We start from the raw sequence: 20,315 nt of genomic DNA on the forward strand, positions 1-20,315 counted from the left end.
ATTTTATGTATGTCTATCCACTTCAAAATATAAGTGAGTGTGTGCATTACAGCCAGGATTGAAACTGCTTTGACAGTTTGGGCACTCTGACGCGCAGCCTAAGTACTGATTGATGGACAGTTCGAAACCACATGTGCCGCAAAGGATTGCTTTTTCATTAAAGTGGGTTTGCGGCCATCTTCTCAACTGACCACATCCATGCTGTGAATGACATTGATAACAAGGAAAATATTGATTGCAGCAATAAAACTTAATAGCTATGCGGTCGATATCCTTATGAAAATGAGCACATCTTGTTTCTAGATCGACTTGCTCGCCAATCACTACACGTCCATTAATGTTCATAATACTTTCAACTCCTTTTCCATTAGTGTACTTTAAAAAAGGGAAGTATACAAAATGAGTGAATATTTTAAGGACATTAAGTCAATTTGATGCATACTGCAGAAGGTTTTGTGGTATACACAAGTAGGAAGGAGTGATTTTGGATGGCTTTTGTCCATATCGGTGTATTTTTACTCGCCGTATCGTTTGCCATTTTCGCAATCTATTTATGCATTGTTCTTACGCGTATTTCAGGCTTATTAACGACAGTTGGAAAAACAGCAAAACGAATGGAAGACAAAGTTGGAGTCTCCCTAAACGAACTCGAACTAGTAATTGTTGAAGCGCGAACTTCAACTACAGATGTGCAAATGAAATTAGATGCGTTAAACAGTATCGCAGAAACAGCTAAAAATGTGGGGGATACTGCGTACACCGCTACAGAAAGTGTACATAGTATGGTTGAAACTTACGCACAGCAGCCGAATTTGCCAGGTACAAAACCATTTGTCGGTCTGATTCAAGTGTCGGAGTTTGCAGCTAGCCTTTTTTCTACATGGAAAAAAGCTGAAAAAGTAACAAAGTGATGGAGGGATGACGATGAGTTTAAGCGGAATTGGAGTACTCTTAATAGGTATTGCGTTTCTTATTTTAGCGATTTTCCTAGCTCGTGTTCTAAATGGAGTCGCAGGCACGCTAGGTGGTATAAATAAGACACTCGACCAGCTGCCTGATCAGTTAGATGGAATTTTAGGTGAAACGGGCCAATTAATACGGCATTCAAATGATACGTTATCTGATGTTAACGTGAAACTTGAAAACTTAACACCAATGTTTCAAGTTGTAGGAGATGTAGGAAACACAACGCGTAATTTAACTTCTTCAGTGCAAAATGTTACAGATGCCGCAAAACGTAAAGTAGATCATGTTGATGAAGAAACCCGAAACAAATCTATCGGCGGGATATACGGAACAGCGGCACTTGGTTATTTTGCAGTACGAAAGAAAAAAGCTATGAAAAGTCCAGAGAGCTACCCGCGACCAGGAACATTGCTGAGTGAAGGCGAACAACGTTCTAATGACATTGAACGAATGAAAGCAGAAGCTGCTGTCGCTGCTAAAACAGGAAAGTATGTAAAAGAAGATCGTTAAGAAATTAGAAAGCGCTGGCATATGTCAGCGCTTTTTTATGTTGAAAATCACAAATGTCTGTTAGATTGAACGGGTACTCTCAATAAAAGTTATATAAAAAAACCGATGCATAAGCACCGGCTTTTCAATTATTTTTTTAGAACTTCGGCTTCGGCTTTAACTTCTTTCTTGTTTTGCTGAAGATAAAACAGGAAAGAAAGGAAACCATAAAGTCCTTGATACTTTTCACGCCGTGTTAAGTTTGCAGCGTCTGTTGTCGTCGTTTTTAATGAATTCGACTTTTGTAAAGCAGATTGAGTAAGCGACCGAGCCGCTTCACCTGTGTCTCCTACGATCTTGAAAAGCGGAGTAACTTCGTTTACTTGCTGATTCACGTTACCAATCGTTTCATTACTAGTGTTCAATACAAGTTGGGCTTGTCCCGTTACATCATCCATAACAGCAGGAAGCTTGTCTGTTGTTTGTTTCAAGTTTTCCATTACGTCTCCAAGTTTTTTAAGTGGTTTAATCAGAACCACAACTAAAACTGCGAAGGCGACTCCGATGACCAATACACCAATACCTAACCAATCCATCTACATCACCTCAAAGTTAGTTTTTCTGCCCAGGCTCAGGAAGCCTTTTTTGTGGATAGGGGAGCAGATCCATATTTTGTGAAGCAGGGTTGTGATATCGTTCCTGTGAAGAATAATTCGCCTGCTTTGCTTTTTCCCGCTTAGCTCGGAAGAAGATACTTGCTGCAATTCCTGTAATCGTGTTTGCTTTTTGCATAAGATCCTTGTATTTAGGATCCGGATTACTGATTTGCTCTGACAACGATTGAAATGACTTGTTCATATAGGCTGTTGAATCATCCAATTTTTCTGCTGTCTTCGCAACACTGTTCAATGATTGCATTTTGCGCTCTACATCTTCTGTTATTCGATTAGTGTTTGCGAGCAGTTCGTTGGCTTGATCAGTAATGCCGTTCAGCTTGCCTTGCATACTTGTTAAAGTCTCAGACACTTCGTTCATCGTCGCTTTCGCACTTTTCAATGTCGTAATCACGAAAATAGCGATGAGGAGAAGTGATAACGCTGCGATTGCTGCGCTGACGTACAAGAGAATTTCCATTCCACAACACTCCATTCTGACTTTCTTTTCAATTTAACCCCACTTACCTAGTTGTACCACTATTTCATTGTGCATAAACACTTCGCTACATGCAAGTTCAACTATAATAGATAGCCATCGCAACAAACATAACGATATAAATTGGGATACCTGTGAGGAAAAGAACTTTCGGACTCATAGAAAAGACTTCTGAAGGAGAACGCATAGAGTCAAAAGCATCCCTAGTATTCTTCGTAGACATGACTTTTCGCATGCTGCTAGTAAAAAAATCAAATGAGCCTGTGCGAAAGATATAGACTATTCCTCCTGTGAAAAGTAAAAAGCCCCCTACATAGAATGAATTATTAATGTACGTTAGCAGGGTTATTCCGTCATTTGAAAGATATGATAGAATAAAAATAATAAATTGACTAACTAAAAACAACACAGTGATTTTTTTCAAAATTCAAACCTCTTTTTCTTAAAACTCTCTATATTTATTATGTATAATACAATACTATGACAAATTTAACAAAGAAAAAACATAGAAGAAACCGCTTACCGACACAATTCATGGACAATTCATACTCGTCAGTTGGTTATACCTAATTAAATTTCTTTGAAAAAACACTTTGACTTAAGAGAAATTAATTGTATAATGAAATAGTGTTAATTCTTCAGACAATTATAAAAAGGGGGCTAGGCCTTGAAGAACACAAAGTGGTTTTTACTAATGGCAATGACATTAGTACTAAGTATTTTCCTTGCTGCATGTGGCGGTACGGACGATAAAAAAGATGATGCTTCAAAAGACGAAGGTAAAGATGACAATGCAACAGAAACTCCTGCAAAAGAAGATGGGGAGCCAGATGCTGAACAGATCTTGAATCTATCAGAATCTGCTGCGATTCCATCTGTTGACTCAGCAATCGTTGAGGATGCAGTTGGTTTCAACGTATTGAACAACGTAAACGAAGGTCTTTATCGTTTGAACCAAGATAACATTGCAGAACCGGCTATGGCTGCAGAAGAAGCAGAAGAAAGTGAAGATGGACTTACTTACACATTCAAACTTCGCGATGCTAAATGGTCAGATGGAACACCTGTTACTGCTGATGATTTCGTATTTGCTTGGCAGCGTGCAATTGATCCTGCAACTGGATCACCTTACGGACCATTCATGATGTCTGGAACAGTTAAGAATGCTACAGCTATCAGTGAAGGTAAAATGGACAAGAAAGAACTAGGAATCGTAGCGAAAGATGAAAAGACTTTGGAAGTAACGCTTGAGCGTCCAGTTCCTTATTTCTTATCATTAATGTCTTTCGGAACATTCTACCCGCAAAAAGAAGAATTCGTAACTGAAAAAGGCGATGCATACGCAACTAACTCTGACAACCTTCTTTACAACGGACCATTCACACTTACTGACTGGGACGGAACTGGCGGAAGCTGGGTTTACAAGAAGAATGATGAGTATTGGGATGCAGAAAACGTAAAGCTTACACAAATCAATGTAAACGTAGTACAAGATTCAGCGACTGCAGTTAAACTTTACAAAGATGGAAAACTTGACCGCGCTGGAGTATCTGGCGACTTGGCAATGCAGTATTCTACTGATCCAGAAGCTGTAACACAGGCTGAAACATCTGTATTCTACTTCAAGTTCAACCAGGAAAAGGGTGGAGAAAAAACTCCGCTTGCAAACGAAAACATTCGTAAAGCAATTGCAAAATCATTCCAAAAAGAAGACCTTGCAGATGTTGTTCTAGCTAATGGTTCTATCCCTGCAAACTTCCTAGTACCTAAAGACTTCGCATTCGACAAAGACGAGAAAGATTTCCGTGAACTTAGTGGAGATCACTTAGAATATAATGTTGAAGAAGCACAAGAACTATGGAAAAAAGGTTTAGAAGAGTTAGGTGTGGATTCACTTGAGCTTGAAATCTTAGGTGGAGATACAGAGCTTTCTAAAAAGATGGACGAGTACTTCATGTCTCAGCTTCAAACGAATCTTGAAGGTTTGACTATCAAACTTAAAGAAGTACCATTCGCAGTTCGTCTTGAGCTTGACGGCAACCAAGACTATGATATTCAAGTTTCTGGTTGGGGACCTGACTTCCAAGACCCAATTTCATTCCTTGACTTGTTCGTTACTGATGGAACGAATAACTTAATGTCTTATTCTAACCCAGAATATGACAAGTTGATTGCTGATTCAAAAGGAGATCTTGCTTTGAAGCCAGCAGAACGTTATGAAGCATTTGCTAAAGCTGAAAAAATCCTTCTTGATGAGGATGCAGCAATTGCACCAATTTATCAACGTGGATTGATTTTCCTTGAAAAACCATACTTCAAAGGTTTAGTAAGTCACCCATTCGGTGCTGACTATAGCTTCAAGTGGGCTTATATTTCAGGTAAAGAGTAAGCGATAGACAGCTGAATAACGGGAGTATATGGTGGGTTAACGCCATATACTCTCTTTTTAATAATAGCGAGTTTTGTGAATGTTTTGTAAGTGCTTTCATTTTGAAAAGAAACCATCTCGTCGGTTTTATATAAATTAGTACATAGATCTGGAGGTGCACCATGGTTAAATATGTCGGAAAACGAATTATCTATATGTTCATAACAATGTTTTTAATTGCGACTGCAACATTTTTCTTAATGCAAACATTACCGGGTTCGCCAATTGCTTCTTATAACAAATTGAATGACAATCAAAAAGCAATTGTTGAGAAGAAGTACGGAATTGATAAGCCGAAACCTGTTCAATATGCAATTTATATGAAGAACTTAGCTAAAGGTGACCTAGGTACATCATTTGCTTTCAAAGGTAAAAGTGTAAATGATCTGCTTGCTTCACGTATTAAGCCTTCCTTTATACTGGGGGCACAGGCAATGGTCTTCGGAACAATAATCGGGATTTTGCTAGGTATGATTGCTGCATTAAAACAAAATACTTTCTGGGATTACGGAAGTACGTTCTTTGCGATATTAGGAATATCAATACCTTCCTTTGTATTTGCAACGCTACTTCAATATTATATTGCATCACAGTGGCACCTTTTACCAGTTGGATTATGGAATGACGGTTGGAAATCTAGTGTCCTGCCATCGATCGCATTGGCAATGGGACCACTTGCATTATCTGCGCGTTTCATCCGTACAGAGATGATTGAAGTGATGGGGTCCGATTATATTACTCTTGCGAAAGCAAAAGGTGCAAACGGGTTTGAAATCGCATTTAAACACGCATTCCGAAATGCACTGATTCCATTGATTACTGTTTTAGGACCGGTTGCAGCAGGACTAGTTACAGGTTCACTCGTAGTTGAGCAAATATTCGCGATTCCTGGTATCGGTGAGCAATTTGTATCTTCAATTATGGTGAACGACTTTGCAACAATTATGGGTACAACTTTATTCTTCTCAGCATTCCTAATTGTTGTTATTTTCATCGTGGATATTTTATATGGAGTCATTGACCCTCGTATCCGCTTGTCTGGAGGGAAAGCATAATGAAAAAAGATATTGAACAGCTGCCTCAAGACCAATTTGAACGGATTGAAATCGACAGCACACATGCTGAACGTATAGAAAAACCGAGTTTAAGTTTCTGGCAAGATGCATGGCTGCGTCTACGTAAAAACAAGGCGGCCATTGTTAGTATGATCGTTCTTGTTTTACTAGTGATTATGGCGTTAGTGGGACCACATTTAAACGGCCATGACGGCGCAGCACAAAACCTAAGACACGCAAATTTACCTCCTAAAATGCCAGGCATTGAAAAAATGGGGATTATGGATGGAGTAGGTAATTTAAGCGGGGAAAAGGTTGATTTGTATGCGATGAAGAAAGTGGATGAGTATTATTGGTTCGGAACAGACGGATTAGGCCGCGACCTATTTACTCGTCTTTGGGAAGGTACTCAAATTTCACTTCTAATCGCATTTGTTGCAGCCTTAATTGACTTAGTGATCGGGGTATTATACGGAGGGATTTCCGGATACTTCGGTGGTCGTACAGATGATATAATGCAGCGTATCGTAGAGATCCTGATTGGTATACCAACACTGATTGTAGTTATACTCATGATCATGCTGATGGAGCCGGGGATTGGAGCAATCATTATTGCCATCTCTATTACAGGATGGATCGGTATGTCCCGTATCGTACGTGCTCAAATTTTAAAATACAAAAACCAAGAATTCGTGTTAGCTGCCCGTACACTTGGAACGAACGATTCTAGAATAATTGGTAAACACTTAATGCCAAACGTTTTAGGTATAATCATCATCAACACAATGTTTACAATTCCAAACGCGATTTTCTTCGAAGCGTTTCTGAGCTTCATTGGAATCGGATTGCAACCGCCAGCGGCATCACTTGGTACGCTCATTAATGACGGATACAAAGTAATGGAATTCCAGCCTTACGTGTTGTTATTCCCATCCATTGTTATTAGTATTTTGATGATTGCCTTCAACTTAATTGGTGATGGGTTACGTGATGCACTCGATCCGAAAATGAAAGACTGATAGGAGGAAAGCAAAATGAGTAAAATATTACAAGTTAAAGATTTAGAGCTTTCCTTCCATACGTTTGCTGGTGAAGTGAAAGCGATTCGTGGAGTGAATTTCGACTTGAACAAAGGAGAGACACTTGCGATTGTAGGAGAATCCGGCTCAGGTAAATCCGTAACGACAAAATCGATTATGCGATTGCTGCCTGAATCCAGTTCTGAATTTAAAAATGGAGAGATCTTGTTTGATGGTAAAGATCTAACGAAGCTGACAGATAAAGAGATGCAAAAAATTCGAGGTAAAGATATTTCAATGATTTTCCAAGACCCGATGACTTCTTTGAATCCAACGATGACAATTGGAAAACAGATTATGGAACCCATTTTGAAGCACCAAAAAGTCAGCAAATCTAAAGCACGTAAAGTTGCGATTGAATTGTTGAACATGGTAGGGATTCCAAATGCGGAAAACCGTTATAAAATGTACCCTCACCAGTTTTCAGGTGGACAGCGTCAACGTATCGTTATTGCAACGGCTCTTGCTTGTAATCCACAGATTCTAATTGCGGATGAGCCGACAACTGCACTGGATGTTACGATTCAAGCTCAAATTTTAGAATTAATGAAAGATATTCAAAAGAAAATCGATACGTCAATTATCTTCATCACTCATGATTTGGGTGTTGTTGCGAACGTAGCGGACCGTGTGGCTGTTATGTATGGTGGGATGATTGTTGAGATCGGCACAGTCGATGAAATTTTCTATAACCCACAACACCCGTATACGTGGGGCTTGTTAAGCTCTATGCCATCGATGGATGTTAATGAAGAGAAGTTATACGCAATTCCAGGAACGCCGCCTGATTTGCTGAATCCTCCTAAGGGAGATGCGTTCGCATTAAGAAGTGAGTATGCATTGAAAATTGACATGGAGCAGCCGCCTCCATTTTTCCAAGTAAGCGATACGCACTATGCGGCAACTTGGTTATTGCATCCTCAAGCACCTCATGTGGAACCGCCTGCAGGAATCATTGAGCGTATGCGTACTTTCCCAGGAAGCAGATACTATGAAGCAACAGGAGGGCGTGCGTAATGTCTGATGTATTACTAGAAGTAAAGAATCTCAAACAATATTTCAATGAAGGCAAGCCGTCCGAAGTCCGGGCGATTGACGACATCAGCTTCTCTATTAATCGTGGTGAAACATTTGGTCTAGTTGGAGAATCCGGTTGTGGTAAATCAACGACAGGACGGACGATTATCCGGCTATATGATGCAACAGATGGAGAAGTGCTCTTTAACGGAGTGAACGTTCAAGATAAGAAATCAAAAGCTGGAAACAAAGATTTCAACCGTAAAATGCAGATGATCTTCCAAGATCCTTATGCATCATTGAATCCGCGGATGAAAGTTATGGACATCATTGCAGAAGGTATCGATGTCCACGGTCTTGCAAAATCTAAAAAAGAACGAAAAGACATGGTTATCGATTTACTTGAAACTGTTGGGCTAAATCGCGAGCATGCAGAGCGCTACCCCCATGAATTCTCTGGCGGACAACGCCAGCGTATCGGTATTGCGCGAGCACTTGCTGTAGATCCTGAATTCATCATCGCAGATGAGCCGATTTCAGCTTTGGATGTATCCATTCAAGCGCAGGTTGTTAACTTGCTTAGAGAATTGCAAGAAGAGCGCGGATTGACGTATTTGTTCATCGCTCACGATTTGTCTATGGTTAAATATATTTCAGATCGTATCGGCGTAATGTATTTCGGTAAACTAGTGGAAATGGCTTCTGCTGATGAATTGTACCGAAACCCGATGCATTCTTATACAAAGTCGTTACTATCCGCAATTCCACTGCCGGATCCGATTTATGAACGGTCACGGGTACGGACGCCTTACAATCCGAAAGACCATAATTATGGACCTGATGAACATGTAGAGTTTCGTGAAATTGCGCCAGAACATTTTGTGTTATGTTCCGATAAAGAATTTAAAGAAATGAAAGCACAATACGTACCAAAAGAAGGTTAATGTAAAAAGCCAGACACTCTACATTAGAGCGTCTGGCTTTTTTATATATTGTAAGATGATCAATAAACTTTCATATAACGATCTATTTCCCATGGGTGAACAGTGATTCGGTAGCTGTCCCATTCTCTCTTTTTCGCTTCTTTGTAATTTGCGTAAATATGGCTGCCTAATGCTTCTTGAATGACAGCATCTTCACCAAGAGCTAATAATGCGTGGTCAAGATCGGTAGGCAGTGTTACAATTCCTTCACTTTCCAGTTCTGCTGTATTCATTTCATAAATATTGCGATCACATGGTTTGCCAGGATCAAGATTCCGTTGGATGCCGTCAAGACCGGATTTCAGGATGGCTGCTAATGCTAAATAAGGATTTGCTACAGAGTCGACAGAACGTACTTCAATTCGTGTGCTCAGTCCTCTAGAAGCTGGAATCCGAATAAGCGGACTGCGGTTTTGTGCAGACCAGGCAATGTAGCACGGGGCTTCATATCCAGGCACAAGACGTTTGTAAGAGTTGACCGTCGGATTTGTGATTGCTGTAAAACCTTCCACGTGATCGAGGACACCCGCCATGAACTGATAAGCAGTCTTACTTAACTTGCGCTCACCGTTTTCGTCAAAGAAAGAATTTACACCATCTTTGAATAAGGAGATGTTGCAGTGCATGCCAGAACCATTCACTCCAAAAATCGGCTTTGGCATAAACGTTGCATGAAGACCGTGTTTTCTTGCGATCGTTTTAACAACGAGTTTGAAGGTTTGGATATTGTCACAAGCAGTTAACGCGTCTGCATATTTAAAGTCGATCTCGTGCTGTCCCGGGGCAGCCTCATGGTGGGATGCTTCCACTTCAAAACCCAGTGCTTCTAATTCAAGTACAATATCACGGCGGCAGTTTTCACCGAGATCGAGCGGAGCAAAGTCGAAGTAGTCCCCATGGTCGTTCAGCTCCATTGTTGGTTCACCATTAGAATCTAATTTAAACAAGAAAAATTCTGGCTCTGGCCCGAGATTGAAATCGGTGAAGCCCATGGATTTCATTTCTTCAAGAATTCTCTTCAAGTTGCCTCTTGGGTCGCCGGGGAAGGGTTCTCCATTTGCTAGTGAAACATCACAAATGAGACGTGCAACTTTTCCATTACCTGAAGGCCACGGAAAGACCATCCACGTATCTAAATCCGGAATTAAATACATATCGGATTCTTCAATTCTAACGAAACCTTCTATAGAAGAACCGTCAAACATCATTTTGTTGTCGAGTGCTTTCTCTAATTGGCTGATAGGAATTTCAACGTTCTTGATCATCCCGAGAATGTCGGTAAATTGAAGGCGCAGAAAATTTACGTTATCCTCGATCACATATTTTCGAATATCGTCTTTTGTTGTATTCCTCATCAGGCCACTTCCTTTGTTTAGAATGTATCATTACGACAGTTGCATAATAATTTTTTATAATACGCAACTGAGAGTTAAATTACAAGAATTTTTTTCAATTAAATTGAAGAAAATGGCTAATTGTCGAATTTTATTTTTATAGTATCTATTGGTGTGGAGATATATTACAAAAAAAGGAGGTGGAGCCTAGCTTTTGAAAGGGAATTTTACAGAATTATCTCAAGTTCGCTATCAAGAGCCTGATAGTCGGGAATATAAAAAATAAACCCTGAGGACTCTATTTTTAAAAGAGTCCTCAGGGTTTAAATGAAAATCTGCATATGCAGATAAGTTAATAAATCTTTCTGTATTGATCGATTTCCCAAGGATGTACTGTAATTCGATAGCTATCCCATTCTTTTTGCTTTACTGCACGGAAGTTTTCGTAAATATGGTCACCTAACGCTTCTTGTACGACCTTGTCTTTATCAAGAGCGATCAGCGCATGGTCCAGGTCTGTAGGTAAGGTTGCGATACCAGCTTCCTCCAGCTCTTTTGGCCCCATTTCATAAATATTGCGATCACATGGCTGGCCCGGATCCAGCTTTTGCTGAATTCCGCTAAGTCCAGCTTTTAGAATTACCGCCAGCGCTAAATATGGATTGGCGACGGAGTCTACGGAACGTACTTCAATTCGTGTACTCAGTCCGCGAGAAGCAGGAATTCGGATTGCCGGGCTTCGATTTTTAGCTGACCAGGCAACATAGCAAGGGGCTTCGAAACCAGGGACAAGACGTTTGTAGGAATTGACAATTGGATTGGTGATGGATGTGAATCCTGTCACGTGTTTTAGAATGCCAGCCATGAATTGATATGCTGTTGTGCTCAACTGATGCTCTGTCGCTTCGTCGTAAAAAGCATTCTTGCCATCTTTAAATAGTGAAACGTTACAGTGCATACCGGACCCATTGACGCCAAATATAGGCTTTGGCATAAATGTAGCGTGTAAACCGTGTTCACGGGCAATGGTCTTAACAACAAGTTTAAATGTTTGGATATTGTCACAAGCTTTTAAAGCATCGGCGTATTTAAAATCAATCTCATGTTGACCAGGTGCTGATTCGTGGTGGGAGGCTTCTACCTCAAATCCTAACTCTTCTAATTGCAATACGATATCGCGTCTGCAATCCTCACCTAAATCTAAAGGAGAAAAATCAAAATAATCTCCTTGGTCATTCAAATGCATTGTCGGCTCACCATGTTTATCTAGTTTGAATAGGAAAAATTCTGGTTCTGGACCTAAGTTAAAATCAGTGAAGCCCATTTCCTTCATTTCTTTAAGAATTCGTTTAAGGTTCCCGCGGGGATCTCCTAAGAAGGGTTCACCATTTGAAAGAGAGACATCACAAATCAATCTGGCTACTTTCCCATTACCAGAAGGCCATGGGAATACCATCCAAGTGTCTAGATCGGGGATAAGGTACATATCGGATTCTTCAATTCGAGTGAAACCTTCAATAGAAGATCCGTCAAACATCATTTTGTTGTCTAGTGCTTTGTCGAGCTGGGTGACAGGTATTTCTACGCTTTTGATCATCCCGAGAATGTCCGTAATTTGGAGACGGATGAAATTCACGTTCTCCTCTTTTGCGTATTTACGTATGTCATCTTTTGTTGTCTTACTCATCATTGCACTCCCTTTGAAAGTATCATAGTAGTCTGATAACTAACAATGTTACTAAAAGCGCCAAGTGTTTACAAGAAATAACTTTTCGTTAATAGAGTATTTGGTATATCATGCGATTCATTTTTGCGTTTGTACTTCTTAACAAAAGGGGAATTAGTATAGGTAGAACATAAAGTTTTGACAGAGGAGGGAGGCGGATTGATGAATCGTATTTTTTCTATAGTAGTTTTTACTGGAGTGCCAGTTGTCGCACTCGGAGCTTTCTTGCATTGGTCAGACATTGTCATGTTTGTGCTCAGTTGCATAACAATCATCGGGTTATCCGGATTTATCGGTCGTGCCACTGAGAGTTTAGCAATTGTTAGCGGACCTCGAATTGGCGGTTTGTTGAATGCGACATTTGGAAATGCAGTTGAATTAATCATTTCGATTTTTACGTTAAAAGCAGGACTAATCGGAATCGTACTTGCTTCATTGACTGGTTCGGTTTTAGGAAACTTATTGCTTGTTTTAGGGTTATCATTTTTTGCAGGCGGCGTGAAGTTTAAACGACAAAAGTTCAGCTTACTCGATGCGCGCTATAATTCCGGATTACTTATCTTTGCAATCATCATTGCATTCATTATTCCTGAAGTTTTTTCTATTTCGATGAATGAATCGACCACGTTTAACTTGAGTGTAGGGATTTCTGTCATTCTGATTGCGATTTACCTATCAGGATTATTTTTTAAATTAGTAACACACCGAGGCGTTTTCGCTTCAGGTGATGAGGAATCGACTGTTGAAGAAGTTCCTGAATGGAGCAAAAAGAAATCGATTCTTGTATTATTGCTGAGTACTGTAGCGGTAGCATTTGTTTCAGAGCGACTCGTACATACATTTGAAACGCTGGGAGAGCAATTTGGATGGAGTGAACTTTTCATCGGGATTATTATTGTTGCGATTGTCGGAAATGCAGCTGAACACGTATCTGCGATTACAATGGCGATGAAAAACCGGATGGATGTATCCGTTGAAATCGCTGTAGGCTCAACGTTACAAGTTGCGATGTTTGTTGCGCCGGCACTTGTGCTTATTTCCATCCTGATGCCGCAGCAAATGCCGCTCGTTTTTACTATTCAAGAGCTAGTTGCCATGGTAACTGCTGCGCTGTTGGTCATTAATCTGTCGAATGACGGTGAATCGAATTGGTTTGAAGGTCTGATTCTATTTGCTGCCTATATCATTATGGCAATAGGCTTCTATCTTTTGTAATTAAAAGGAATTAAAAAAGACCGCTGTTACACGCGGTCTTTCCAGTTCTCTTCTATAAAGTCGTCACGGCCTGATTCGGCACGGTCTGCTTCGTAAGCTGCTTTTTCATGTTTGTAGAAATCTTGGTGATAGGCTTCCGCTTCGTAAAATGTTTCTGCCGGTCGGATATCCGTAACAATCGGCTTGGTAAATCGGCCGCTTGCTGCCAGTTCTTCTTTTGAACGCTCCGCTGCTATCTGTTGTGCTTCAGATGTATAGAAGATGGCCGTTGTATAGGAATGACCCCGATCTTGGAATTGACCGCCTGCATCTGTTGGATCAATTTGCGGCCAATAAATAGTTAGCAGTTGCTCGTACGGGAAAATTGCAGGGTCATAGGTGATTTCTACAACCTCCAAATGTCCTGAATTCCCTTCTTTCACTTGACTGTATGTGGGATTTTCAATGGTTCCTCCCATATAACCAGAGACAACTGCATGAATCCCTTCAAATTCTGTAAATGGTTTCACCATACACCAAAAGCAGCCGCCGGCGAAAATTGCCTTTTCAAGTTGTTCCATGTTTTCTACCTTCTTCCTGATGCTAGTAATCGTTTAAGTTCTTTAATTTTAGTCGTTCGTCTAAGAGGTGTCCAGTAATCGAGCATGATATAATAAAGTTTCAGTATGCAACCATCGACTCAAGTGAACGTCCTGTTTTATGACTTCACTAATGGGGGAATAAAATAATGTCAGAACAATATGAAGGTCCAATTCCGAAGCGGCGGAGAAGAAAAAAGTTACGAAAAGGTAGGGTGCTTGTCACTTTATTATTAGTCGGCTTCGTCGGAACAGGACTTTTTTCTTCTTATCAATATGTGGCGGGAAAACGAGCCGTTTCAAAAAATGCAATTGAACCAGGAGACTTTGAAGGTGATTTACTCGATCCTTCAGAATCGTCTGTTGAAAACTATTTGCTATTAGGTGTCGATGACGACGGAAGTGGTAAATCCCGGACGGATACCATGATGGTTCTGTCGTGGGACAAGCAAGCACACAAAATGAAACTCATCTCATTTATGCGTGATATTTATGCAGATATCCCTGGCTATAAATCCTATAAACTGAATACAGCGTATTACTTAGGCGGCGTTCAGAGTGCGAAAGATACGATTACCGGTATGTTTAATTTACCGATTCACCATTATGCCATTGTGGATTTCGATAACTTCGAAACAATTGCAGATACTGCATTTCCTGACGGTGTCGAAATCAACGTGAAAAAAGAGATGTCTGAGAAAATAGGGGTTACGTTACTCCCTGGGGTACGGAATCTAAATGGAAAAGAGCTTCTTGGATATGCAAGATTTCGTGCAGACGCAGAAGGTGACTTTGGACGAGTTCAGCGTCAGCAAGAAGTACTGGCTGCCGTTAAGAAACAAGCGATGTCACCAGGTATGATTTTCCGTGCTCCTAAGATTGCAGGAGTTTTTGCACAAACAGTAGAAACAGATTTAAGTTCTAAAGAAGAGCTGTCTCGTATTTTGAGTCTTCTTGTAAAAGGGGGAGCGGAAATTGAAGCAATGACCGTTCCTGTAAAAGGATCTTATTCATTTAACAATTACCAACATGCCGGTTCCGTAATTGAAGTGAATCTAGAGAAAAACCAAGAGGCGATACGATCTTTTGTCTCGAATTGAACTAACAACTGAATAGTAGAGGAGTGGGGGAGTTGGCGGACAAAAAGGAAAGACCAGCTAAAGAGGAATCGAATGATTATGGGTTCCCGTCTAAGAATCGAATTGTCCGGTTCTTAGGTGGTAAAACGACTCTCTTTATTTTAATTGTCCTGATGCTATTTGGACTAAATGTTATGATATTTGACAAAGTGTCTTTTATCTTTTATCCGATACAAGTACTGTTTTCAACTGTGGTTCTACCTATCGTTTTAGCGACTATTTTGTATTACCTTTTACGACCGCTGCTTCACCTTTTAGAGAGAATTAAGATCCCTAAAATATGGGGGATTGTCATTATATTTTTAACAGCGGTTGGATTGATTACATTGCTCGTATTTTTGGTATTACCATTCTTGAAAACACAGTTTTGGAAACTAGTTGACGAGTTTCCAACTTATTTCAATCAATTAATTTTGACGCTGGATTCGTTCTTCAGCAATTCATTATTTGCTCCTTATTACAATCAACTCGATATCAATGCTGCGGAGCTGCTGGACTCAGGGCTTGAAAACATCGGTCAAATGATTGCGGATGCTTTAGGCGGAATCGCATCAGGATTAACGACTTTTTTATCTGCATTAACGGGTATTATCCTATCCATAGTAACGGTCCCAATCATTTTGTTCTATCTCTTAAAGGATGGGGAAAATCTCACTGGTTATGTCTTAAAGCTTTTGCCGCCAAGAATGCGGGATGATGCACAGACAATCTTTACAAATGCGGACCGTCAAATCAGTGCTTATATCCAAGGTCAAATTCTCGTTGCGATATGTATTGGATTGATGGTAACGATAGGGTTCCTGATCATAGACATGAAATACGCATTTCTCCTCGGTGTGTTAGCGATGTTTACAAGTGTTGTTCCTTATCTTGGTCCGGTAATTGCGATAACACCAGCCATTATCATCGCAATTGTCACATCTCCATTTATGCTGGTGAAACTAGCAGTCGTTTGGACAATCGTTCAGATTGTGGAAGGGAAGTTTATCTCTCCTCAAATCATGGGTAAATCGCTGCATATTCATCCCATCACTATTATTTTTGTATTATTGACTGGCGGCTCCTTATTTGGAGTGGCAGGAGTCATTTTAGGAATTCCCGGATATGCTCTGCTCAAAGTATTCTTTACACATTTCTTCCAGTTACTAAAAGTGCGGTATAACAAATATGAAGTGGATGTGCGGATGCATTATGAAAGACCAGATCGTGACGAACGTGAATAGATAAAAGCAGTCGTGCTGAAAATGCGCGGCTGTTTTTTTATGCGATTAACGACCATAATAATATTATGTAAAGTAGATGTGAAAAAAGACTCTTTCTATTTTAAAAGAGTCTTTTAAGGAGTGTCGAATAGAATTCGGCCCATTTGAGAGAAGTCATAGTCCTTGATAGTAGAGAGTTCTTTTTTAAATGTTTCAGATTGTAAGATCTGCAATACGGTTCCGCGTAATAATTGATTGTCCTCTTTTTTGATCATGACAATATCATATTGTTCTTGCGTCATGGGGATATACTCTACATTTACAAGGTTGGCTGTTTTTTCTATCCCGATTCCAACGTCTGCTTCTCCAATAGCCACTTTACTTGCTACAGCTAAGTGGGTTGTTTCGATATTTCCGTAACCTGTTATCGTCTTCGGAAGAACACCTTCTAACCGAAGTCTTTCGTCCGTCAATACTCGAATACCGGACCCTAGTTCGCGGTTAACCAGTTGAACGTCTTTACGGTTTAGGTCACGCCAGCTCGTAATGTTTTTTGGATTACCGGGCTGAACGTAAAAACCTGCAGATCGGGAGAGTAAGCTTACAACTGTGTATTCACGTCCAACTAGTATTCTGCGAATGTAGGGGAGGTTATAAGAACCCGTGTCTCCATCGAAAAGATGAGTACTTACAATATCGGCTTCACCTTGAACAAGTGCCAGCAAACTATTTAAACTTCCCGTATGAGATCTAAGGGTGCGAAAGTTACTTGCTGCTGCAGAAATTGCGTTTGCTAACAAATCGAGTGTAACGTCTTGTCCGCTAATGATTACGTGCTGCATTGTACGTGGTTGGGGCAGAGGGACATTAGGCTGACTCTCCAATATAGTTTGAGCAGCAGGTTCTTTTTTTTGCACTGGAGGAGGCTCTGTTGTTGGACGTTCTGCTCCGCTTTTCATACGGTCTTTATAGGCTTCAAAGTCAGAAGCGTCAATTCTCATTTGTCTTCCCACACGATAGGCAACGATTTCTCCTTTTTTTATAAGGTCATACACAGTTAACTTGGAAACTTGAAGTAAGTCGGCGAGATCTTCAGTCGTATACGATACTTTACCTTGTGCATTCAACCTAAAAACCTCCATTTCTTTCTTCTATCTTCTCTTATTTTTAGAATTATTGCAATAGATGTAACGGGATATAGATGATAGTATTTAGAATTATATAAATATATATAGATATAGAGAGTACCCTTATGTTATAAATAGTTATATGTAGTTATAATTAGTTATAAATAAGAAAGGGGAGTTTGATTTGAGTAGATTACGAATTGGGATTTTGATGGCGGTCTTGGTAGTATTGCTGGCGGGGTGTTCAAATCACCAGAAAGGTACTGAAGGGAGTGGAACTGACCCGACAGAAAAAGTGGAACTTCATATTTCAGCCGCGGCGAGTTTAACGGATGCGCTCGATGATTTTAAGAAAACGTTTGAAAAAGAACACGAGAACATTGAGTTGACGTTCATGTATGGCGGTTCCGGAAAACTTGCGACATCGATTGATAACGGGGCGCCTGCTGATGTGTTTTTATCTGCAAGTAAAAAGGATATGGATACGTTAGAGGACAAAGGTCTATTGGATGCTGGGACACGTACAGATTTCACAAAAAACGCATTAGTATTGATCGCGAATGAGGATTCCGACTCGGCAGTTACTAGTTTTGATGAGATTAATCCGTCCGCTTTTGACCATTTTGTCATTGGGGAGCCTGACAGTGTTCCTGCGGGGCGTTATACCAAAGAGGTATTGGAACACTTAAAGTTATGGGGACCATTGCAGGATAAGCTTGTGCTAGCTTCAGACGTGCGGCAAGTTCTCACACAAGTTGAACTTGGTAATGCAGATTATGGTGTAGTCTATTCGAGTGATGCGTTCATTTCTGATAAAGTGAAAGTACTTGCTGAGTCGGATTCGAGCTGGCATGAACCGATTGTCTATCCCGGAGCTGTTTTGAAAGACTCTGAGCATACGGAGGAAGCTCAAGTGTTTTTTGACGCATTACAAGGAGAGCAAGGTCAAGAAGCCCTCGCAAAGTATGGATTTAAGTGAGGAAAGGAGGTAGCTGATGTGGATTTAAGCCCTTTATGGCTATCTGTAAAAGTGGCGGTCATCTCTACTGTTATCGTGTTCGTTCTAGGTGTCTTTTTGGCGCATTTGTTAGCAAAACGGCAGTTTTTCGGAAAGTCTATTGTTGAATCGCTGTTTCTTTTGCCATTAGTCTTACCGCCTACTGTTGTAGGCTTTGGATTACTGATTTTATTCGGGAAAAAAGGGTGGATCGGCAGCTGGTTACTTGAAACGTTCGATATCCAAGTTGTATTCACTTGGACGGCCGCAGTCATTGCATCTGTAGTCGTCAGTTTTCCGCTGATGTATCAAAGTGCATCGGCAGCATTTGATAGTTTGGATAACAAGCTGGGAGATGCTGCACGGACTATGGGTGCTACGGAGTGGCGGGTTTTTCGAACCATTACGTTTCCGCTTGCATGGCCGGGGTTGTTGGCGGGACTTGTTCTTTCATTCGCGAGAGGGCTTGGAGAATTTGGAGCAACTTTGATGCTTGCCGGATACATACCAGGTAAGACCGATACGATTCCAATGGCGATCTATTTTGCGGTTGAAGCAGGGAAGATGGAGAAAGCTTCGTTTTGGGTCATCATTATTACCGCGCTAGGTTTCAGCACTATACTTTGGCTTAACTGGTGGAGCAGACGTAATTTAAGGCGTTTTGCTTCACAGAAACGATAGGCAGGTGATTCGATGTTAGACGTATCAATTAGAAAACAATTAGATCATTTTGAGCTCGATGTCAGTTTTCAAGCACACGACGAAATTATTGTTTTAGCGGGCTCATCCGGAGCAGGTAAAACTTCAATTTTACAGGCAATTGGTGGGTTAACAGACCCAGACAGCGGAACAATTACTCTGAATGGCAAAAGCTTCTTTGAAGGAACGAAAACATCATTACCGGCTCGTTCCCGCAATATTGGATACTTGTTCCAAGACTACGCATTGTTTCCGCATATGACCGTTGAGCGCAATATACATTACGGCATTCATAAAAAAACGTCTGCAGAGACGGGTTTCATCATCGAACAATTACTGACTGTTCTCGGTATCAGCCACTTATTGAACAAATACCCGCATCAGATATCCGGCGGTGAGAAGCAGCGCGTTGCACTAGCTCGAGCTCTCGCTACAGAGCCAGAACTGCTGCTGCTGGATGAACCACTATCTGCACTGGACGAAGAAACGCGCGAGGAGTGTCAAGATGAGCTGCTTCGGCTGCACGAATTATGGAAGATTCCATTTCTAATAGTGACGCACAGCCGTACAGAAGCTGAGAAATTAGGAGATCGCGTCCTTCATTTGAAAAAGGGCTTGCTTGTCAAGGAAACTCATGGAACAATGAAAGAAATCCCTGTTCAGTAAAAACGGGATTCAGGAGGCGATTCTATGGATACCATTACAATTGTTCCGTTAGTTACGGAAGAAGAACTAATTGAGGCTTTTCCGCTTATGAATCAGCTTCGCACCCATTTAAACCTGGAAGAATACTTGGAACTCGTCTATGAGTCTGGAGCAAAAGAACGTTACCAAATGCTCGGTCTGCGTGATAAAGATGTATTAAAAGCGGTAATTGGCTTTAAACCGATGATCACCTTGTACTATGGCCGTTCGTTATGGGTGTGTGATTTGGTGACTGACAAACAGGCGCGCTCTAAAGGATACGGGGAAAAGCTGTTATCGCATGTAGAACATTGGGGCAAGCAGCACAATTACGAGTCGATTGCACTGTCGTCCGGTTTGCAGCGCACGAATGCACATCACTTTTATGAGGGGAAAATGGATTACATCAAAGTGAGTGTTGTCTTTAAAAAAGAATTTTAATGGG

At 40.7% G+C, this 20,315-nt stretch carries 22 protein-coding genes; 14 read left to right on the forward strand and 8 right to left on the reverse strand.

Annotated elements, in window-relative coordinates:
- Positions 1–3: 3 nt before the first annotated feature.
- Positions 4–345, reverse strand: coding sequence for a CHY zinc finger protein (locus tag QT716_RS05255; protein ID WP_317934994.1), 342 nt, complete (start codon positions 343–345; stop codon positions 4–6).
- A gap of 143 nt (positions 346–488) precedes the next feature.
- Here QT716_RS05255 and QT716_RS05260 point away from each other — a divergent pair, with 143 nt between their 5' ends.
- Entirely contained in the window at positions 489–911 is a 423-nt protein-coding gene (locus QT716_RS05260) for a DUF948 domain-containing protein (protein WP_317934997.1), read from the forward strand.
- A gap of 13 nt (positions 912–924) precedes the next feature.
- Complete coding sequence (locus tag QT716_RS05265; protein WP_317934999.1) at positions 925–1,476, forward strand: DUF948 domain-containing protein; 552 nt, start codon at positions 925–927, stop codon at positions 1,474–1,476.
- 128 nt (positions 1,477–1,604) lie between these two features.
- Here the strand turns inward: QT716_RS05265 and QT716_RS05270 are convergent, their stop codons facing one another.
- The 3 genes from QT716_RS05270 to QT716_RS05280 all read right to left on the reverse strand — a co-directional run bounded on the left by QT716_RS05270 (position 1,605) and on the right by QT716_RS05280 (position 3,031).
- Positions 1,605–2,051, reverse strand: coding sequence for a DUF948 domain-containing protein (locus QT716_RS05270; RefSeq protein ID WP_317935001.1), 447 nt, complete (start codon positions 2,049–2,051; stop codon positions 1,605–1,607).
- Between the two features lie 16 nt (positions 2,052–2,067).
- Positions 2,068–2,589, reverse strand: coding sequence for a DUF948 domain-containing protein (locus QT716_RS05275; protein ID WP_317935003.1), 522 nt, complete (start codon positions 2,587–2,589; stop codon positions 2,068–2,070).
- A gap of 97 nt (positions 2,590–2,686) precedes the next feature.
- Positions 2,687–3,031, reverse strand: a complete 345-nt coding sequence (locus tag QT716_RS05280) for a DUF3899 domain-containing protein (protein WP_317935005.1) — start codon at positions 3,029–3,031, stop codon at positions 2,687–2,689.
- Positions 3,032–3,274: 243 nt separating this feature from the next.
- On the opposite strand from QT716_RS05280, the gene QT716_RS05285 reads away from it, so the two are divergent.
- The 5 genes from QT716_RS05285 to QT716_RS05305 all read left to right on the forward strand — a co-directional run bounded on the left by QT716_RS05285 (position 3,275) and on the right by QT716_RS05305 (position 9,130).
- Positions 3,275–4,996, forward strand: coding sequence for a peptide ABC transporter substrate-binding protein (locus QT716_RS05285; protein WP_317935006.1), 1,722 nt, complete (start codon positions 3,275–3,277; stop codon positions 4,994–4,996).
- Between the two features lie 161 nt (positions 4,997–5,157).
- Entirely contained in the window at positions 5,158–6,090 is a 933-nt protein-coding gene (gene opp3b, locus QT716_RS05290; RefSeq protein ID WP_317935007.1) for an oligopeptide ABC transporter permease, read from the forward strand.
- Positions 6,090–7,109, forward strand: a complete 1,020-nt coding sequence (gene opp3C / locus QT716_RS05295; RefSeq protein WP_317935008.1) for an oligopeptide ABC transporter permease — start codon at positions 6,090–6,092, stop codon at positions 7,107–7,109. Before opp3b ends, opp3C begins: the two co-directional genes overlap by 1 nt.
- A gap of 15 nt (positions 7,110–7,124) precedes the next feature.
- The gene (locus QT716_RS05300; RefSeq protein ID WP_317935009.1) at positions 7,125–8,186 is read left to right on the forward strand and encodes an ABC transporter ATP-binding protein; all 1,062 of its coding nucleotides are present in this window, start codon (positions 7,125–7,127) and stop codon (positions 8,184–8,186) included.
- Complete coding sequence (locus QT716_RS05305) at positions 8,186–9,130, forward strand: ABC transporter ATP-binding protein (RefSeq protein WP_317935010.1); 945 nt, start codon at positions 8,186–8,188, stop codon at positions 9,128–9,130. The genes QT716_RS05300 and QT716_RS05305 overlap by 1 nt, the downstream gene beginning before the upstream one ends.
- A 59-nt stretch (positions 9,131–9,189) precedes the next feature.
- Here QT716_RS05305 and glnA (QT716_RS05310) read toward each other — a convergent pair whose 3' ends face one another.
- Both glnA (QT716_RS05310) and glnA (QT716_RS05315) read right to left on the reverse strand, forming a co-directional pair.
- Complete coding sequence (gene glnA / locus QT716_RS05310) at positions 9,190–10,524, reverse strand: type I glutamate--ammonia ligase (RefSeq protein ID WP_317935011.1); 1,335 nt, start codon at positions 10,522–10,524, stop codon at positions 9,190–9,192.
- A 331-nt stretch (positions 10,525–10,855) separates the two neighbouring features.
- Positions 10,856–12,190 (reverse strand): type I glutamate--ammonia ligase, encoded by a 1,335-nt coding sequence (glnA, locus tag QT716_RS05315; protein WP_317935362.1) that lies wholly within the window; start codon positions 12,188–12,190, stop codon positions 10,856–10,858.
- Positions 12,191–12,391: 201 nt separating this feature from the next.
- Between glnA (QT716_RS05315) and cax the strand changes: the two genes are divergently transcribed.
- Positions 12,392–13,444 carry a calcium/proton exchanger gene (gene cax / locus QT716_RS05320; protein WP_398292719.1) on the forward strand — a complete coding sequence of 351 codons (1,053 nt, stop codon included), beginning with the start codon at positions 12,392–12,394 and terminating at the stop codon, positions 13,442–13,444.
- Between the two features lie 26 nt (positions 13,445–13,470).
- On the opposite strand, the gene msrA is transcribed toward cax, so the two are convergent.
- Positions 13,471–14,004, reverse strand: a complete 534-nt coding sequence (gene msrA, locus QT716_RS05325) for a peptide-methionine (S)-S-oxide reductase MsrA (RefSeq protein ID WP_317935013.1) — start codon at positions 14,002–14,004, stop codon at positions 13,471–13,473.
- Between the two features lie 167 nt (positions 14,005–14,171).
- Between msrA and QT716_RS05330 the strand changes: the two genes are divergently transcribed.
- Positions 14,172–15,122 carry an LCP family protein gene (locus QT716_RS05330; RefSeq protein ID WP_317935014.1) on the forward strand — a complete coding sequence of 317 codons (951 nt, stop codon included), beginning with the start codon at positions 14,172–14,174 and terminating at the stop codon, positions 15,120–15,122.
- Between the two features lie 32 nt (positions 15,123–15,154).
- Entirely contained in the window at positions 15,155–16,384 is a 1,230-nt protein-coding gene (locus tag QT716_RS05335) for an AI-2E family transporter (protein ID WP_398292482.1), read from the forward strand.
- A gap of 113 nt (positions 16,385–16,497) precedes the next feature.
- Here the strand turns inward: QT716_RS05335 and QT716_RS05340 are convergent, their stop codons facing one another.
- On the reverse strand, positions 16,498–17,490 hold the full coding sequence (locus QT716_RS05340; protein ID WP_317935015.1) for a helix-turn-helix transcriptional regulator: 993 nt from the start codon (positions 17,488–17,490) through the stop codon (positions 16,498–16,500).
- A gap of 184 nt (positions 17,491–17,674) precedes the next feature.
- On the opposite strand from QT716_RS05340, the gene modA reads away from it, so the two are divergent.
- From modA to QT716_RS05360, 4 genes are read left to right on the forward strand one after another with little or no spacing between them, the layout of a single operon-like run.
- A complete protein-coding gene (modA, locus tag QT716_RS05345; protein WP_317935016.1) occupies positions 17,675–18,469 on the forward strand; it encodes a molybdate ABC transporter substrate-binding protein in 795 nt (264 codons plus the stop codon).
- Positions 18,470–18,487: 18 nt separating this feature from the next.
- Positions 18,488–19,168, forward strand: a complete 681-nt coding sequence (modB, locus tag QT716_RS05350) for a molybdate ABC transporter permease subunit (RefSeq protein ID WP_317935017.1) — start codon at positions 18,488–18,490, stop codon at positions 19,166–19,168.
- A 12-nt stretch (positions 19,169–19,180) separates the two neighbouring features.
- Positions 19,181–19,852 carry an ATP-binding cassette domain-containing protein gene (locus tag QT716_RS05355; RefSeq protein ID WP_317935018.1) on the forward strand — a complete coding sequence of 224 codons (672 nt, stop codon included), beginning with the start codon at positions 19,181–19,183 and terminating at the stop codon, positions 19,850–19,852.
- Between the two features lie 24 nt (positions 19,853–19,876).
- Positions 19,877–20,311, forward strand: a complete 435-nt coding sequence (locus QT716_RS05360; protein ID WP_317935019.1) for a GNAT family N-acetyltransferase — start codon at positions 19,877–19,879, stop codon at positions 20,309–20,311.
- Positions 20,312–20,315 lie beyond the last annotated feature (4 nt).

It is taken from the genome of Sporosarcina aquimarina (assembly GCF_033253705.1).
GTDB classification, from domain to species: domain Bacteria; phylum Bacillota; class Bacilli; order Bacillales_A; family Planococcaceae; genus Sporosarcina; species Sporosarcina aquimarina.